Origin of the sequence: Adhaeribacter rhizoryzae (genome assembly GCF_008629685.1) — a bacterium.
Lineage (GTDB): Bacteria > Bacteroidota > Bacteroidia > Cytophagales > Hymenobacteraceae > Adhaeribacter > Adhaeribacter rhizoryzae.
The window spans coordinates 227,653-246,093 of the sequence record NZ_VWSF01000005.1 but is presented as its reverse complement, the minus strand read 5'-3'; the positions used below and the strand labels follow the sequence as shown (position 1 = coordinate 246,093).

At 44.3% G+C, this 18,441-nt stretch carries 14 protein-coding genes; all 14 read left to right on the top strand.

Annotated features, from left to right (window positions below; all coding sequences use genetic code 11):
- Window positions 1-20: 20 nt before the first annotated feature.
- The 14 genes from infB (at window position 21) to ruvA (ending at window position 18,441) form a co-directional block, all read left to right on the top strand.
- The gene (infB, locus tag F0145_RS09540; protein WP_150088168.1) at window positions 21-3,164 is read left to right on the top strand and encodes a translation initiation factor IF-2; all 3,144 of its coding nucleotides are present in this window, start codon (window positions 21-23) and stop codon (window positions 3,162-3,164) included.
- Between the two features lie 291 nt (window positions 3,165-3,455).
- Entirely contained in the window at window positions 3,456-4,238 is a 783-nt protein-coding gene (locus F0145_RS09535; RefSeq protein ID WP_150088167.1) for an enoyl-CoA hydratase/isomerase family protein, read from the top strand.
- A 61-nt stretch (window positions 4,239-4,299) separates the two neighbouring features.
- The gene (locus F0145_RS09530) at window positions 4,300-5,802 is read left to right on the top strand and encodes a lipopolysaccharide biosynthesis protein (RefSeq protein WP_150088166.1); all 1,503 of its coding nucleotides are present in this window, start codon (window positions 4,300-4,302) and stop codon (window positions 5,800-5,802) included.
- 100 nt (window positions 5,803-5,902) lie between these two features.
- Window positions 5,903-6,337, top strand: a complete 435-nt coding sequence (gene dut / locus F0145_RS09525) for a dUTP diphosphatase (protein WP_150088165.1) — start codon at window positions 5,903-5,905, stop codon at window positions 6,335-6,337.
- Window positions 6,338-6,548: 211 nt separating this feature from the next.
- A complete protein-coding gene (locus F0145_RS09520; RefSeq protein ID WP_150088164.1) occupies window positions 6,549-7,556 on the top strand; it encodes a sugar phosphate nucleotidyltransferase in 1,008 nt (335 codons plus the stop codon).
- A gap of 11 nt (window positions 7,557-7,567) precedes the next feature.
- Window positions 7,568-9,352, top strand: a complete 1,785-nt coding sequence (locus F0145_RS09515) for a tetratricopeptide repeat protein (protein WP_150088163.1) — start codon at window positions 7,568-7,570, stop codon at window positions 9,350-9,352.
- Window positions 9,345-10,127 carry a DUF4292 domain-containing protein gene (locus F0145_RS09510; protein WP_150088162.1) on the top strand — a complete coding sequence of 261 codons (783 nt, stop codon included), beginning with the start codon at window positions 9,345-9,347 and terminating at the stop codon, window positions 10,125-10,127. The genes F0145_RS09515 and F0145_RS09510 overlap by 8 nt, the downstream gene beginning before the upstream one ends.
- Before the next feature lie 134 nt (window positions 10,128-10,261).
- Entirely contained in the window at window positions 10,262-11,494 is a 1,233-nt protein-coding gene (locus F0145_RS09505; RefSeq protein WP_223815932.1) for a murein hydrolase activator EnvC family protein, read from the top strand.
- Window positions 11,495-11,788: 294 nt separating this feature from the next.
- Complete coding sequence (locus F0145_RS09500) at window positions 11,789-12,001, top strand: Sec-independent protein translocase subunit TatA/TatB (protein ID WP_146896557.1); 213 nt, start codon at window positions 11,789-11,791, stop codon at window positions 11,999-12,001.
- Window positions 12,002-12,043: 42 nt separating this feature from the next.
- Complete coding sequence (locus tag F0145_RS09495) at window positions 12,044-12,205, top strand: twin-arginine translocase TatA/TatE family subunit (RefSeq protein WP_150088222.1); 162 nt, start codon at window positions 12,044-12,046, stop codon at window positions 12,203-12,205.
- A 3-nt stretch (window positions 12,206-12,208) separates the two neighbouring features.
- Window positions 12,209-13,642 (top strand): Asp-tRNA(Asn)/Glu-tRNA(Gln) amidotransferase subunit GatA, encoded by a 1,434-nt coding sequence (gatA, locus tag F0145_RS09490; protein ID WP_150088160.1) that lies wholly within the window; start codon window positions 12,209-12,211, stop codon window positions 13,640-13,642.
- Window positions 13,643-13,645: 3 nt separating this feature from the next.
- Window positions 13,646-15,193, top strand: a complete 1,548-nt coding sequence (locus tag F0145_RS09485) for a lytic transglycosylase domain-containing protein (RefSeq protein WP_150088159.1) — start codon at window positions 13,646-13,648, stop codon at window positions 15,191-15,193.
- Window positions 15,194-15,300: 107 nt separating this feature from the next.
- Entirely contained in the window at window positions 15,301-17,571 is a 2,271-nt protein-coding gene (locus F0145_RS09480; RefSeq protein WP_150088158.1) for an NADP-dependent malic enzyme, read from the top strand.
- A 279-nt stretch (window positions 17,572-17,850) separates the two neighbouring features.
- The gene (ruvA, locus tag F0145_RS09475; protein WP_150088157.1) at window positions 17,851-18,441 is read left to right on the top strand and encodes a Holliday junction branch migration protein RuvA; all 591 of its coding nucleotides are present in this window, start codon (window positions 17,851-17,853) and stop codon (window positions 18,439-18,441) included.

The following is an 18,441-nucleotide window of genomic DNA, read 5'->3' as shown; positions in this document are numbered from 1 at the left end:
GAAAACAGCATATTTTGAGCATGTCAGAAGAAAAAACGATGAGGCTTAAACAGGTAGCAACAACCCTGAACATTAGTACGTCCACGGTTGTGGATTTCCTATCGGGTAAGGGTTTTGATATCGAAAATAAACCTACTTCAAAAATTACATCGGAGCAGTTCAGTATGCTGATGAAAGCATTTGAATCTTCGGTGCAAGCCAAGATTGAAGCCGCTGAACTTAATATTGGTAAAAAACACCCTGCTCCGGAGCCAGAACCTATCAAAGCCCGGGAGCCGGAAATACATAAACCGGAGCCAGTTGCCCCGGCACCAAAACCCGAACCAACGCTGGCTCAGCAGCCGGCAGCGGTTAAAGAAGATACTACAGGAACCCGGTTACCTGGCTTTAAGGTAGTGGGCAGAATAGAATTAGATGCGAAAGGCAGACCTATTCCTAAACCAGCTACGCCGCCAGTTCAAACGCCGGCTCCGGCTCCGGTGCCAGCCGCAGTGGCAGCGCCGCCGGTAGTAAGTAAACCAGAGCCTGTTGAAGCACCAGTGGCCGATAAACCTATTGAGCGTGCCCCTGAACCTGCACCAGCAGTTGCAGCACCGGAACCTGCGCCAGTACCTTTAGTTCAGGAAACAACTGCACCAATAATAGCAGTACCAGAACCTGCGCCGGTAGCAGAAACAAAACCAGAGGTGCCCGAACCAACACCGGTTGAAGTGCCTAAGCCAGTGCCGGCCCCTGAACCTGTAGCCGAAAAGCCTGTAGTAGAGGAAACCCCTGAGCCGCAGCCTAAGGTTGAAACGCCAATAGATACGCCAAAACCAAGCCCGGCTCCCGCAGCTCCGCAAGAACCAACCGAAGAAGAAGTAGAAACTATTGTTGCTCAGGCCGATAAGCTAAAAGGCTTAACTGTGTTAGGTAAAATAGAGTTACCTACTGCCGGTGGTCCTAAAACGGCTAGTGGCCCTAAAAAAGGTTTCAAAAACGATTCTGCTGCCGACCGTAACCGGGGGAATAATCCACCGCAACAAAATCGTGACGGAAATGCGAACCGGGATAATGCCAACCGTGATAGTGCCAACAAGAAGAAGCGCAAGCGTATTATTGTACAAAATGCGGCACCAGACACAAACGACCGGCCGGTAGTAGTACGCGGCGATCGGAAAGACTTTTCGCAAAATACGCCTGGTAATCGGCCTAACTTTAATAAAGGCCAAGGTGGCAATCGGCCTAATGTTGCGGCAGGTGCGCCTAAAGCAGACGTAACCGATAAACAAATACAAGAGCAGATTAAAGCTACGCTGGCCCGCTTAAGTGGCGGTAAAGGCAATCAGGCTAACCGGGCTAAGTACCGTCGCGAAAAACGTTCGGCTATTGCCGATGCCGATGAGCAACGCCGCGCATTAGAGCAATCAGAGTCTAAGACCTTAAAGTTAACCGAATTTATTTCGGCAAACGACTTAGCTGCGCTCATGAATGTATCGGTAAATGATGTTATTAAGGTGTGTTTAGGCCTGGGAATGTTCGTTTCTATTAACCAACGCCTCGATGCCGAAGCTATTACCATTATTGCCGACGAATTTAGTTACGATGTAGAGTTCTTATCAGCCGAAGATGAAGATATTGAAGTTGAAGAAGAAGATAGCGACGAAGATCTGATAGAACGCGCGCCCATTGTTACCATTATGGGTCACGTGGACCACGGTAAAACTTCCTTGCTCGACTTTATCCGGAACTCTAAAGTAACTGCCGGTGAGGCCGGGGGTATTACCCAGCACATTGGCGCGTACGATGTATTAACAGAGACCGGCAAACGTATTACGTTCCTAGATACACCGGGTCACGAGGCGTTTACAGCCATGCGGGCCCGGGGTGCTAAAATTACCGACGTGGTAATTATTGTGGTTGCAGCCGATGATGATGTAATGCCCCAAACCAAAGAGGCTTTAAATCACGCGCAGGCGGCTGGCGTACCTATTGTAATTGCCATTAACAAAGTAGATAAACCATCGGCCAACCCAGACCGGATAAGAGAGCAATTAGCCGCTATTAATATTCTGGTAGAAGAATGGGGTGGTAAATACCAGTGTCAGGAAATATCAGCTAAAACTGGCGTAGGTATTCCGGATCTATTGGAAAAAGTTTTACTGGAATCAGAATTATTAGAACTGAAAGCCAATCCGGACCGCCGGGCCACTGGTAGTGTTATTGAAGCCTCTTTGGATAAAGGCCGGGGTTACGTAGCTACCATTATGGTACAAACCGGAACCTTACACATAGGCGATATAATGCTGGCAGGTTCGCATTATGGCCGCGTAAAAGCCATGACCGATCACCGGGGCAAGAAAATGAAAACGGCTGGTCCGTCTACACCGGTGCAGGTATTAGGCTTGGATGGGGCCCCGCAAGCGGGCGATAAATTTGTGGTATACGAAACCGAGCGTGAAGCCCGGGAAATTGCTTCCAGCCGTTCGCAGTTACAACGCGAGCAGAGCATGCGTACCAAAAAGCATATTACCCTCGACGAAATTGGTCGTCGTTTGGCTATTGGTTCGTTTAAGGAACTGAACGTAATTGTAAAAGGTGACGTGGATGGTTCGGTAGAAGCGCTTTCGGACTCATTACTGAAACTGTCTACGAACGAAGTACAGGTAAATATTCTTTCTAAGGGTGTTGGCCAGATTTCAGAGTCGGATGTGTTGCTGGCTTCAGCTTCCGATGCGATTATTATTGGTTTCCAGGTACGGCCTTCGGGCAATGCCCGCCGCTTGGCAGAACAGGAACAAATAGATATTCGTCTGTACTCTATCATCTATAACGCCATTAATGAAGTGAAAGATGCGATGGAAGGTATGCTGGCACCAACTTTACAGGAAGTAATAATTGCCAACGTAGAGGTACGGGAAGTATTCCGGATTACCAAAGTTGGTACTATTGCCGGCTGTATGGTTACCGACGGCACTATTGCCCGTAACTCTAAAATAAGAGTAGTACGCGATGGTATTGTAGTGCATTCGGGCGATATTTTAGCGCTGAAACGCTTTAAAGACGATGTTTCGGAAGTTAGAACCGGTTACGAATGCGGTATCAGCATCAAGAACTTTAATGATTTAGAAATCGGCGACATTATTGAAGCCTACGAAGAAAAAGAAGTGAAGCGAACTTTATAAGTTGCTATAGCTTAACAGAACAAAAGGCCGTAACTATTTACGGCCTTTTGCTTTTATAATACTTTGGTAAACTTGCTTTTTGTATAAATCTCGAACATCGCCAACCTTAGTATTAAATATTTAGAATATTATGGTTTATACGTGAAATTGCTTTAAATCTAATTTCTAAAAATACCTGAATAGCCCGCTGTTTATTCTTTCCTGCTCACAAGGCACCTAGGTTTTGCTTATTAATAAACCTATTTACGTATATTTGCCTCCTAATTTAAACAGCTAGTAGTCTGAATTTTGATGATGACATTTAATAACCTGAAACTTGACCTGGAGGGTGGTATTTTAACCATTACAATTAGCCGGGTTTCTAAACTGAATGCCCTGAATACCGAAACGGTAGAAGAAATTGGGGCAGCTATGCAGGAAGCGTTTGACAATGATGATGTGCGGGGGATTATTTTTACGGGCGAAGGCGATAAAGCTTTTGTCGCCGGAGCAGATATAGCTGAAATAACGAACTTGAATGAAGTAGTAGGTCGCCGTTTTTCGGAACGTGGGCAGGATATATTCAGCATGATCGAAGAATCTCCTAAACCGGTAATTGCGGCCATAAATGGCTTTGCCTTAGGTGGTGGCTGCGAACTAGCCATGGCTTGCCATATTAGAATTGCCAGCGAAAATGCCCAGTTTGGGCAGCCCGAAGTAAAATTAGGTTTAATACCCGGTTACGGCGGCACCCAACGCTTAACCCAATTGGTAGGCAAAGGTAAAGCCATGGAACTTATGATGACCGGCGACATGATTTCGGCCCAGGAAGCGCTTCGTTTAAGGCTGGTAAACCATGTAACTACGTTTGCCGACCTCATGTACAAAACGCGCGAAATAATGGGTAAAATTATTACCAAAGCGCCGCTGGCCGTTGGCTTAATTGTAGATTGCGTAAACGCCTGGTACGACAAAGAAGAACACGGCTACCAAACCGAAGCCAACTCCTTTAGCCGTTGTTGCGGTTCCGAAGACTTTCTGGAAGGTACCCACGCTTTCCTCGAAAAAAGAAAACCAAATTTCCAGGGCTATTAATCTAGTTAATTGCTTTTACGCTCCTATTTTTTTCTTTTCCAGCAAATATTAATCGCTGCGCATGAGTAGTGTTGCCAAAAAACTGGTAGGGCAAACTGCGGCCTATGGTATCAGCAGCATTGTTGGGCGCTTACTAAATTTCCTGCTTTTTTTTGCGATCCATTCGGACGTTTTTAAACCCGAAGCTTACGGTGTTATTGGTAGTTTGTACGCGTACGTAGGTTTTTTTAATGTGCTGTACACCATGGGTCTGGAAACCGCTTTCTTCCGGTTTGCCAACCGGGCCGATGTAAATTTTCAGCAGCTATACAACCGGGTACTGAGTTTTATTATTTTCACCAGCCTCGTTTTTACTGGTTGCATTTTAATATTTATTAATCCTATTGCCGAAGCCATTGAGTTTCCGGACCAGCAATTATACATTAGTTGGCTGGCTATTATTCTGGCCGTAGATGCCATAACGGCTATTCCGTTTGCCCGTTTGCGTCTGGAGAACAAAGCCATTAAATTTGCCAGCCTGAAAATGGCTAATATTTTTATTACCATTGCGGCCAATATTTTCTTCTTCTGGTTCTGCCACGGCATTTATTTCGACCAGTTTTTACCTTCTTTAAAACCGCTGGTTTCAACTATTTACGTGCCTGCGTGGGGCGTGGGGTATATTTTCCTGATTAACCTGGTTGCTAATCTTTTGTTAATTCCCATGCTTTGGCGGGAGTTCCGGGGTTTCCGGTTTAACCTCGATTTTACTTTTATGAAGCCGCTGCTCCAATACGGCTATCCGCTCATGATAATGGGTTTTGCGGGCATGGTAAACGAGCTGCTCGACCGGATTTTATTGCTGGAGTTTCTGCCAAAAAACTTCTACCCGAATTTAAGTACCAAAGGCGCGGTGGGCGTTTACAACGGCTGCTACAAATTGGCTATGTTCATGACTTTGGCTGTCCAGGCTTTTCGGTACGCTGGCGAGCCTTTTTTCTTTTCCCAAGCTAAAGAAAAAAATTCGCCGGCAACTTTTGCCCTGGTTATGAAATGGTTTGTGCTGGTCTGTACTTTTATTTTCCTGTTTGTTAGCGTTAACCTCGAAGATTTTAAACTGCTAATCCGCGACCCGGATTATTACCAAGGCTTAGGCATTGTACCCATTTTGCTGCTGGCTAATTTATTTTTAGGCGTATATTACAATCTTTCTATCTGGTTTAAGCTTACCGATAAAACCCATATAGGTACCTATATTAGTTTTGGGGGCGCGGCCATTACCATTATTTTAAATATTTTGCTCATACCTGTATTAGGTTATATGGGCAGTGCCTGGGCTACTCTGGCTTGTTACTTTAGTATGGCGCTCGCGTGTTATTTGTTAGGCCAACGCTATTATCCGGTTCCTTACCCAATTTTAACAATTACAGCTTACCTGCTGGTAGCAATTCTAATTGTTTTAGCGGCCTTGTATGTACCGATTGCCGATACGCTCTGGCGCCATTTGTATCATTTAGGTTTATGCGCTGGGTTTCTGCTGCTCGTATTTTTAGTAGAAAAGCCTAAGTTCAGCCTTAAAAGATAGTTTAATCGGAGCCTTATATTTTCCCTTTAAATTAAAAAAGGATTATTGTATCGTTACTTGCAACTAGAATAGTATATTTCCAGTAAGAAATTTTTAGTACATGAAGGTAAATATTATTAATCAGTCTAAACACGCGTTGCCCTCTTACCAAACACCCAGTTCGGCGGGTATGGATTTACGGGCAAATCTGGATAGCAGCGTGGTTCTTAAACCTTTACAACGGGCCTTAATTCCTACAGGTTTATTCCTGGAGTTACCCAATGGCTACGAGGCACAAATCAGGCCCCGCAGCGGTTTAGCTTATAAACACGGTATTTCTATCGTAAACAGCCCCGGCACCATCGATGCCGACTACCGGGGCGAAATTAAAGTGCTGCTGGTAAATTTATCGGACCAGGAATTTGTGGTAGAAGACGGCGAGCGCATTGCCCAAATGGTAGTGGCCCGGCACGAAACCGTAGCGTGGCAGGAATCTTTATCTTTATCGGATACCCAACGCGGCGCCGGCGGTTACGGTAGTACGGGCGTTAAGTAATGTGCTAATTATTTAATGTGCTGCTACACTAATTTGCTGATGTAAAAATGTATTGCTGTACTATTTAGGAAATGGACATCCGGAAGAATAAAATCAATATTTTGCCGTAGAAAAAACGCTTTCTAAAACCGTACTACTGTTTACAACATTTTTGCCAAAAATCTAACGTCTAATATCTAGTATCTAACATATAATATCTAACTTATAAACTATGAAAATAATAGTTCCAATGGCGGGTATGGGCAAACGGATGCGTCCCCATACGCTTACTGTTCCAAAACCACTGGTACCCATTGCAGGAAAACCTATTGTGCAACGGCTGGTAGAAGATATTGCCAAAGTATGCCACGAACCCATTGAAGAAGTAGCCTTTATTATTGGCGATTTCGGCAAAGACGTAGAAAACCGCTTGTTAAAAATTGCCGAATCGGTGGGTGCCCGGGGTACCATTACGTACCAGGATAAACCGCTGGGAACGGCTCACGCCATCTTGTGCGCCAAAGAATCGCTGGAAGGCAACGTGGTAGTAGCTTTTGCTGATACTTTATTTAAAGCTGATTTTACTTTGGATACTTCGGCTGACGGCACTATTTGGGTGCAGCAGGTTGAAGATCCGCGGCCTTTTGGGGTGGTAAAACTAAACGATAACGGCGAAATTACCGACTTCGTAGAAAAACCAGAACACTTTGTTTCGGATTTAGCCATTATCGGAATTTATTATTTTAAAGACGGTGCTTACCTGCGCGAAGAACTGCAATATTTATTAGATAATAATATCCTCGACAAAGGTGAATTCCAGTTGACCAACGCGTTGGAAAACATGAAAAATAAAGGCACCCGCTTTATTCCGGGTAAAATTTCGGAATGGCTGGATTGCGGTAACAAAGACGCCACAGTTTATACTAACCAGCGCTACCTTTCTTACCTCCAGGATTCAGAAGATTTAGTAGCCGGTTCTGCCCAAATAAATAATTCCGTAGTTATTCCGCCGGTATTTATCGGCGAAAATGTTATATTAGACAATGCGGTAGTAGGTCCGTACGTTTCTATAGGCAATGGTACGCAGGTTTCCGATTCGGTTATCAGCAATTCTATTGTGCAGGAAAATACGGTAATAAAATTTGCCAACATAACAAACTCAATGTTGGGCAGCTTTGTTAGCTACAAAGGAACCCAAGCCGATTTAAGTTTGGGCGATTATAACGCGCTGAAAGAATAAATTTTAATTAAATGATTTCGACTAAATCCTTTATCTGGCCTTCAATCTGCCTGTTACTACTGGTGGCTGGGCCGGTTTTTGGCCAGAAACAAGGGAGAAAAGAAAAAAAGCAGCGGCAACAGGAGCAAGCTACGGCTGCCCTGGCCGCTAAACAAGAAGATCCCCGAGATAAAGAAGCCAGCGAATCTTTTTTTATTGACGGTCTGAAATTTATGATGCTGGAGGACTATCCCAAAGCCCTGGAGCGTTTTCAGAAAGCTTATACCATAAATCCGGTAAATGCTGCCCTAAATTACAAATTAGCCGAAACCATTATGATGATGGGTCGGCCCAACGATGCCGTTTCTTTTGCGCAGGCCGCCGTTAATTTAGATGCCGCCAACCCGTATTATTATTTATTGCTGGCACAGCTCTATAACGGCCAGCAACGCTACGACGATGCCATTAAAACCCTGACGAAACTCACCAAAGATATTCCGAACACCGACCAATATTTGTTTAACCTGGCCGATATGTACATGGCGCAGAAACGTTACGATGACGCGCTGAAAACTTACGACCGGATAGAAAAACAATATGGTTTCTTAGAAGAAATTGCTTACAAAAAACAACAGATTTACCTGCGCCAGAACAACCTGGATAAAGCCTTGCAGGAAGGTCAGAATTTAATTGCCAGCGACCCATCGGAAGCCCGCTACACGCTGGTGCAAGCCGAAATGCTGGCCAATAATAAAAAAACCGAAGAAGCTATTGCCTTAATAAACAAGGTACTGCAACAAGAACCGACCAATGCCCAGGCCCGCCTGATGCTCGCCGATTTATACAAACAAAAAGGCAACTTAGGCGAATCGGAAAAAAACCTGAAGCTAGCCTTTAGCTACCCATCAATGGACGTAGATACTAAGGTTAAAATATTGGTAGAATACATTCGGCAATTACCCATGCCGCCGGCGCAGCCCAACCCTGAACTGGAAAGTATGGCCCTGGAATTAGCCAACATGACAGTGAAAGCGCATCCGCAAGAAGCCAAAGCTTATGCCGTTGCCGGCGATGTGCAAGCCATAGCGCGCAAAAAGAACGAGGCGCAGGCCAGCTACTTAAAGGCGCTCCGGTTAGATAATTCGCATTTTAAAATCTGGCAGCAAATAGTATTTATTGATGCCGAATTAATGCAAACCGACTCCATGATTGTGCACACCGAAAAAGCGCTGGAGTTATTCCCGAACCAGGCCATGCTTTGGTTTTACAACGGTACCGGTCATTTATTAAAGAAAAACCCGAGCAAAGGCGTAAAATCTTTAGAGTACGGCAAAAAATTAGCTGTTGATAATGCCGATCTGCAAACCCAATTTAATATTCAGTTAGGCGATGCGTACCAGGCCATGAAAGATTATCCAAAATCAGATGCTGCTTACGAGAGTGTACTGGCTGTAGACCCGAATAATGCGCACGTGCTAAATAATTACAGCTATTATCTTTCTTTGCGCGGTGCTAACCTGAACAAAGCCAAAAGCATGTCGGAGAAGCTTGTAAAAGCTCACCCCAAAGAAGCCACTTATTTAGATACGCACGGTTGGGTATTGTATAAATTAAAAGATTACGCCGGAGCCCGCAAATATTTAGAAGAAGCCATTGCGCTTAAAAAAGATGCTGACCTGCTCGAACATTACGGTGATGTTCTTTTCCAGTTAGGTGAAAAAGACCAGGCCGTACAACAATGGGTGAAAGCCAAGAGTTTAGGCAAAGGCTCTGAACTGATCGACAAAAAAATAAAGGACAAACAATTATATGAATAGCCGCCATTTTATTTTTGGGGCGTTAAGTTTGCTGCTAGCTTTTTCTTCCTGTAAAAAAAATATTACCCCAGTAAGTTCTTCGACCCCAACACCCGGTGAAACAACTGCCCCGGCTAACCTGGAGTTTAAATATTTTAATGCCCGGGGCCGCATGCAGGTAGAAGACGAAGGCGATAAAATATCTACTAATATCAACATCCGGATGCGCAAAGACAGCATTATCTGGATTTCCATAATACCGGCTTTAGGCATTGAAGCGGCCCGTATTCGCCTGACCCAAGATTCGGTTTATATGCTGAACCGGCTCAAAAAAGAATATTTTGCTGGTGATTATTCTTATATCAAACAAAAATATAAGGTAGATGTAACCTTCGATTTGTTGCAGGCCATTTTATTGGGCAATTACTTACCAACCACCGAAGGTAAAGAGAAAATTATTGATGAAAAGCCTTTGCAACATTCGCGACAGGAACAAGCCAACCTGCTGATAGATCAATTTGTAGATCTTGATTCGAATAAACTGAAAAAAATTACCATTAAAGATCAGGATACCAAAAATTCTATTTCGGTAGATTATTCGCAGTTTGAACAAATAGAAAACCGGCATTTTGCCAAAGCCGCCCTGATTGTGGTACAACAAGGCCAAACCGAAAAAGCAAAAAATAAAGATCAAACCAAAGGCGCTATTGCCTCTATTGACTATAACCGCATAAACCTGAACGAAGGCACGTTAGCTTTTCCGTTTTCGGTGCCCAGTGGGTATAAACGACAGTAATTTTTAATTTATTCCGTCGTTAAGTTTTTGTTAGCCATTAGAATTATAATCTTTGCAAGTCTAATGGGGTTATCAGGTTATTAATGCGTAGGTTTTCCAGATATTTTCTTTTCATATTTTTAATTGTTTTAAGTTTGGCTGCCAGCGCTCAGCAAAGTAGCAAAAGCAAGTCCAAAGCTAAAACGCCTCCCAAATCTAAAGCCCAGTTAGAGCGCGAAAGAGTTGAAAACCTGAAACGCATTCAGGAAGCGAACCGCATTTTGCAGCAAACCAAAGAAAAGAAAGAAGTTTCTATTGGCCAGCTCAACGCCATTCAGGAAAAAATAACGGTTCAGAAAGGCCTCATTACCAATATTTCGTCGGAGTTGAAATACATTAACCGGGATATGCGGAAAACCGAAACGACCGTAACTTCCCTGAAAATGGATTTGGACAAAATGAAAGCCGAATACGCTGCCATGATTTACGGGGCGGCTAAAACCACGAACAGCTATAATAAAATGATGTTTTTGTTTGCGGCCGAATCGTTTAACCAGTTTGTGCGCCGCCTAACGTACCTGCACCAATACTCGGAAGCCCGTAAAAACCAGGTACGCCAGATTAATGCGGTGCAGGAATCGTTGCAGCAAAAAATAAATGTATTATCGGGGGCCAAACGCCAGAAACAAAACCTACTGCATACCCAATTGCAGGAATCTAAAAACCTGGATAACCTGCGCAACCAGCAAAATACCGTAATTACCCAACTAAGTCGGCAAGAAGAAGAATTACGCAAAGAAGTAGAAAGGCGCCAACTGGCCGTACGGCAATTAAATAACCGGATAGATGCCATGGTAAGAGCCGAGATTGCCCGGTCGGCGGAACTGGCCCGGAAACGGGCGGCCGCAGCTGGAACTGCTGAAACGCGTACTTCCACTAACCGGGTTACCTTAACGCCCGAAACGGCGCTCCTCTCCTCTTCTTTCGGCGGCAATAAAGGCCGGTTTCCGTGGCCGGTAGAACGGGGTTTTATTTCCCAGCGCTTTGGCGTGCACCCGCACCCGGTACTCCGCAACGTAAGCGTTCAGAATAATGGCATTGAAATCCAAACCAACGATGGCGAAAATGCCCGGTCAATATTTGCCGGCAAAGTAACCAAAGTAATCAATATTTCGGGCATGAATAATATTGTAATGATTCAGCACGGCGAATATTTTACCGTTTACGGCAAGCTAAAATCGGTGAGCGTAACCGAAGGCCAAAACGTAGAAGCCCGGCAAAATATTGGCAGTATTTACACCAATAGCGAAGGCACCACCGAACTGCACTTCGAAATTTGGCGCAACGTAAACAAAATGAATCCCCAAAGCTGGCTCGTGCCTAAATAAATATTTAATGTTGCCAAACATTAAATCCAAAACGCCTTTCGGTTTCGTAAATACTTAATATTTAAATTATTTTACCACCTCCGGAACCGGAATGTAACTTTTCAACTTAAAATACGGTTCCGGATTTCTTTTCTAATACTCTAAATAATCTTACCTTTAAGTTAAGCGAAGCTGCGCGTGCGCTATTTAATATTTAAGTAATATTTTTTCTGCTTTTTAAACTTTAAAGACTTTCTTTACCTTATATAAAAAAATAACCTATTTTTGTAATTCTCAACTTTAACCTTTTAGATTATGGAACTGAATAATGTTCTTGCTTTTATTGGTGGCCTGGGCACCTCCGAAGTTTTAGTTATCCTGGTAGTAATATTATTGCTTTTTGGTGCTAAACGCATTCCTGAACTGGCTAAAGGCCTGGGCAAAGGTATCCGGGAGTTTAAAGATGCTACCAAAGAAATTAAAAGCGACATCGAGAAAGCCGCCAACGACGAAACACCTAACCGGTAATTTATTTTGACGCTGTTCTTAACCGTGCTTGCCTTTTTAGGCATGGGCGAAGCGCTTTTAATTATTGCGGTTTTACTATTATTTTTTGGAGCCAGCCGCATTCCGGTTATCTCGCGCAATTTAGGGCGTGGTATCCGGGAATTTAAAGATGCTACCAAAGAAAAAAAAGAAGATAACAACAAGCCTAATACCAACTCTAAATAAGTTTTGAAGCGATATAATAGTCTGGAAGAAGTACGTCAGGATATAGATACAGGTGTCGTTACCTGCCGCGACTTAGTAAATTATTATCTGCAAAATATTGAGAGAAAAAAACATCTGAATGCTTACCTCGAAGTGTTTACGGAAGAAGCCCTGCAACGGGCCGATGAAGTAGACCAGAAAATAGCCGCCGGTACGGCTGGCCGCCTGGCCGGTATGGTTATCGGAATTAAAGATGTACTTGCTTATAAAGATCACAGTCTGCAATCTTCCAGCAAAATTCTGGAAGGCTTTAAGTCGCTTTATACTGCCACGGCGGTACAGCGCCTGCTCGACGAAGATGTAATAATTATTGGCCGGCAAAATTGCGACGAGTTTGCCATGGGCGCTTCAAACGAAACATCGGCCTATGGTCCTGCCCTGAACGAAATAGATAACAGCCTGGTACCCGGTGGTTCTTCGGGAGGTTCAGCGGTTGCGGTACAAGCCGATTTGTGTTTGGCTTCCATTGGTTCCGATACCGGCGGTTCGGTGCGACAACCGGCGGCATTCTGCGATGTTGTTGGTTTTAAACCCACCTATTCCCGTATTTCGCGCTACGGACTTATTGCCTACGCTTCTTCCTTCGACCAGATTGGTACGCTTACCCGTAGCATCGAAGATGCCGCGTTGTTATTAGAAGTAATGGCCGGAGCCGATGAGTTTGACAGCACGGCCAGTCAACGCCCGGTAGCTCCCTATTCCCAGCAATTACAAACCGACAAAAAATTCCGGATTGGTTATATCCGCGATACCCTGGAAAGTGAAGGCCTGGACCCTGAAATCCGGGAAACCATGCTGGGCGTTATTGATCGCTTAAAAGCCGAAGAACATACTGTAGAAGCAGTAGACTTTCCTTACCTCGATTTTATTGTTCCGTCGTACTACATTTTAACTACTGCCGAAGCCAGCTCTAATTTATCGCGTTACGACGGGGTAAAATACGGCTACCGCAGTCCCGATGCTACTGACCTGGGATCGATGTATAAAAAAACCCGGACGCAAGGTTTTGGGCACGAAGTAAAAAAACGGATTATGCTGGGCACTTTTGTGTTGAGCGCCGATTATTACGATGCCTACTACACCAAAGCCCAACGGGTGCGCCGTTTAATTAAAGAAAAAACCGAAGAACTGCTTCGGGAATATGATTTCTTAATTTTACCTACTACCCCTACTACTGCCTTTCCGCTGGGCGGCAATGATGCCGAACCATTGGCAATTTACCTGGCCGATATTTTTACGGTACAAGCTTCTTTGGCCGGGGTACCCGCTATTTCGGTGCCGGTTGGTTACGATGCCAAAGGTTTACCCATTGGTTTACAGGTGCTCACGCGTTCGTTTGAGGAGGCGCAGCTATTTGCATTTTCGAAGGTTGTTAACGAGAAAATAATATTGGCATAGGATATGAAGCATGCTTTAAGATCTGTTTTAGTTTTATTTCTTTTTACCACCAGTTCATTTATCCTGCAAGATGCAGTAGCTGGCACAAAAAAAATAAACCCGAAACAGATCTTAACTGATACCATACCCTTATTTACCGTTGATACCACCCATTACCTGACACTGCCTTTAGTGGTACGCCAGGATACGGTTCCCGTAGAACCCGACGAATTAATTAAAGATCGGTTGGCTTGCTTGCAGCGCGAAATTCCGTTGCATTTTAATGCTTACGTCCGGGCCCACATCGATTATTTTACCATCCGCAACCGCAAATATTCCCGCCGGGTATTAGAGCGCCAGAATGTATATTTCCCCTTATTTGAGAAATACCTGGCCCAATATAACCTGCCCGAAGAGTTTAAATATTTAGCGGTGGTAGAATCAGCTTTGTTGCCGCGGGCAGTTTCATCGGCGAAAGCTGTGGGCTTGTGGCAATTCATGACACCTACTGCCAACGATTTCCGGTTAAAGCAAAACGAATATGTGGATGAACGGATGGACCCAGAAAAGGCTACGATTGCGGCCTGTAAATTTCTGAACCAGCTATACCGCATTTTTGGCGATTGGGAAATGGTGATGGCTGCTTACAACTGCGGGCCTGGTAATGTAAAAAAAGCGATTGCCCGGGCCGGCGGCGGCAAAAAAACTTTCTGGCAAATATTCCCTTATTTACCGAAAGAAACCCGCGGTTATGTGCCTTCATTTACGGCTATTACGTACATGATGAACCATTCGCGGGAACACGAAATATTTCCAAACACGTTGCTTTTTCCCGCTCAAACCGATACTATTCTGATTAACCAATCGCTGGATTTAGAAAGATTAGCTTTACAACTGGAACTTAGCAAAGACGAGATAACCAAGCTGAATCCCGAAATCAGGAAAGCCATGCTGCCCGAAACCATCCGGAATTATCCGTTGAAAGTACCGGCGCAAAAGCGGGAAATATTAGCGATGAACCGGACCGCCATTCTGGATTCCAGCCGCATATCGGTTTATGTAGCGCCAACGCCTCCCATCATGCTGGCCTCCGCTAATCTGCTCAAAAAGAATGCAGCCCCAGATTCTGCCGCTACCGACTCGCTGCAGTTAACCGAATATATTGTACAGAAAGGCGATTTTCTGGAACGGATAGCCCAGAAACACCAGGTTTCCATTGCGCAGATTAAAGGCTGGAACCATTTGAGAAATAATACCGTGGTTCCGGGCCAGAAACTAACCTTAATAATTGCAACTCAACCAGAAGAACTAGCGGCAAAAGAAGCAGCAACCGAAACAATAGCGGAGGCGAAAAAACCTGCTACCCAATATGCATCTGCCAATACTACCCGCCAGGAAGCGCGTAAAAAACAAATTGAGCAGGAAGTAAGACTTATTCACGCCGTTCAGCAAGGCGATACCCTCTGGAATATTTCAAAACGCTACAATAATATTCCCGTAGAAAAAATCAAGAAACTAAATAAATTAAAAACCGACGAAATAAAACCTGGTCAGAAACTGGTTATTAGTTAGTTATAGTTTATTCCAAAATTTAATATTTAATTAAACAGAATCTCAGGCAGCGGCCTGAGTTTTTTGTTTAATCCACTACCCAATATTCTAAAGAAAGCAGGAGCAGCATGATTAAAATTAACAAACAAGAAGCGCTAAATTACCACATGCAGGGTCAGCCGGGGAAGATAGAAGTAGTTCCTACTAAAATGCTGAGTTCGCAGTACGATTTAGCGTTGGCCTACTCGCCGGGCGTAGCCGAACCCTGTAAAGAAATAGCCTTAAATGCTGAAAATGCCTATAAATATACCTCTAAAGGCAATTTAGTTGGGGTAATTTCGAACGGCACCGCAGTACTGGGCCTGGGTAATATTGGGCCGGATGCTTCTAAGCCCGTAATGGAAGGCAAAGGCGTTTTGTTTAAGAAATTTGCCGGCATCGATGTTTTTGATATTGAAATTAACTGCACCGACCCCGATGAATTTATCCGGATTGTAAAATCGCTGGAACCCACCTTTGGCGGCATTAACCTGGAAGATATTAAGGCGCCGGAGTGTTTTAAGATAGAAAATGCCCTGCGCCAGCAAATGAATATTCCGCTGATGCACGACGATCAGCACGGCACCGCTATTATTTCCAGTGCGGCCCTGCTGAATGCGCTGGAAATAGTAAACAAAGATATTAGCCAGATAAAAATGGTGGTAAACGGCGCGGGCGCGGCAGCTATATCGTGTATAAAATTATATTTATGCCTGGGTCTGAGTCTGGATAATTTAGTAGTTTTTGACAAAGACGGCATTATTAATGCGCACCGGAACGATCTGGATATTTATCGTTCGCAATTAATTACCCTCCGCAATATTAATACCCTGGAAGAAGCCATGACCAATGCCGATGTATTTATCGGGCTTTCGGCCGGTAATGTATTATCGCCTGAGTACGTAAAATTAATGGCTCCCGATCCGATAATATTTGCGCTGGCTAACCCCGACCCGGAAATTAGTTATGATTTGGCTATGTCGGTGCGCGAAGATTTAATTATGGCCACCGGCCGTTCCGACCATCCGAACCAGGTAAACAATGTACTGGGCTTTCCTTATATTTTTAGAGGCGCTTTGGATGTGCGGGCCACCGAAATAAACGAAGCCATGAAACTAGCCGCCGTTAAAGCCCTGGCCGAACTGGCGAAAGAACCGGTACCGGAGATTGTAAATAAAGCTTACGGCGATAACACCATTGCTTTTGGCCGGGAATATTTAATTCCTAAACCTTTAGATCCGCGCCTGATTACCAGCATTAGCCCGGCGGTAGCCAAAGCGGCTATGGAATCGGGTATTGCCCGAAACCCGATTACGAACTGGGAAAAATACGACCAGGAACTACAGGAACGGATTGGTATTGACCAGAAATTGATGAGCCGCATTATTGCCCAAGCCAAAACCAATCCCAAAACTGTCGTTTTTGCTGAAGCCGATCATTTCAAAATTCTGAAGGCTGCTCAATTAGTAATCGACCAGAATATTGCCAAGCCTATTTTGCTAGGTAACCAGGAACGCATTTTGGCCATTTCGGCCGAACACAACCTGGACCTAGACGATGCCGAAATAATTGACCCGACCAAGGATTTAACTTACCGGGAGGAGTTTGCCCAAATTTTGTATAACAAGCGGAAACGCAAAGGCATGACTTTATTTGATGCCCGGCAGCTCATGCTATCGCGGAATTATTTTGGCAGTATGCTCGTAGAAACCAACCGGGCCGATGCCTTGATTTCGGGCTTAACCAAAGATTATTCCAAAACTATTTTGCCGGCGCTGCACGTAATTGGGGTAGAAGAAGGCGTAAATAAGGTAGCCGGCATGTATATTATTCAGAACCGCAAAGAACCTTATTTCTTGGCCGATACCACTGTAAACGTAGACCCTACCGCCGAGGAACTGGCCGATATTATTGGTTTAACGGCCCGGGCAGTACGCTTTTTTAACCACGAACCACGCATGGCCGTTCTCTCCTACTCTAACTTTGGTTCTAACCGCGGACCTATTCCGGCTAAAGCGCTTAAAGCGGTAGAACTAGCTAAAAAACGTAATCCTAACCTGATAATAGACGGTGAAATGCAGGCCAATACGGCCGTTAATAAAAACCTGCTGCAAGAGCATTATCCGTTTAGCGAATTAGCCGACAAAGGCGCCAATACCTTAATATTTCCGGACCTGAACTCCGGTAATATTGCCTACAAACTGCTGCAGGAAATTGGCGGGGCCGAAACCATAGGTCCGTTGCTGATGGGCATGCGCAAACCGGTGCATATTTTACAATTAGGTTCATCTACCCGCGAAATTGTAAACATGGTGGCTATTGCCGTAGTAGATGCCCAGAACTACCGCCAGGAGTTTTAATATTCTTAAATCAGACAAAGGTCAGGCATTTTCATGTCTGGCCTTTGTTTTTTAATTAATAATTTTAATCTTATACAGGCTTCCGGCTAAAGCGCCTGTACCGCTAATATTTTTAACGGGCAGAAAATCTCTTTTATCGGGCAAATAATCTGCTTTACCGGATTATTACTATTTTGAAGATAAGTTTGCAGCAGGCTTGTATTTCGTAAATAAAAATTGTATTTTTACAACCCAATACCTCCAAACTAAGGTTTCTAATATAATTATTATAACATATTTATGATAGCCTATATTGATGGCAAACTAACCCATAAAGACCCGACCTATGTCATTATTGATGTAAACGGAGTGGGGTATCAAATAAAAATTTCGCTGAATACTTACGCTAAACTAACCGAAGGGGAACGTTGCAAATTGCACACGTACCTGCATATAAAAGAAGATGCGCATACGCTTTATGGCTTTAGTGAGCCATCTGAAAAAAATGTATTCCTGCACCTGATTTCTATTTCGGGGGTTGGGCCGGGCACGGGGCTCATGATTGTTTCTTCTTTAACCGTTTCGGAAATTGCCCAGGCTATTGCCCGCGAAGACGTACGTACCATTCAGAATGTGAAAGGCATTGGGGCCAAAACCGCCCAGCGCATTATACTGGAACTGAAAGATAAATTTAAAAAAGAAGCCATTACCGACATTACTAATAATACGCCGGCTGCTCACAATACCAACCGCGACGAAGCGTTATCTGCATTAATAACCCTTGGGTTTGCCCGCAACGTGGCCGAAAAAACCCTGGACTCCATAATCAAGCGAGATGGCAGCCATCTCACCGTGGAAGCCCTCATCAAATTAGCTTTGAAAACATCGTAA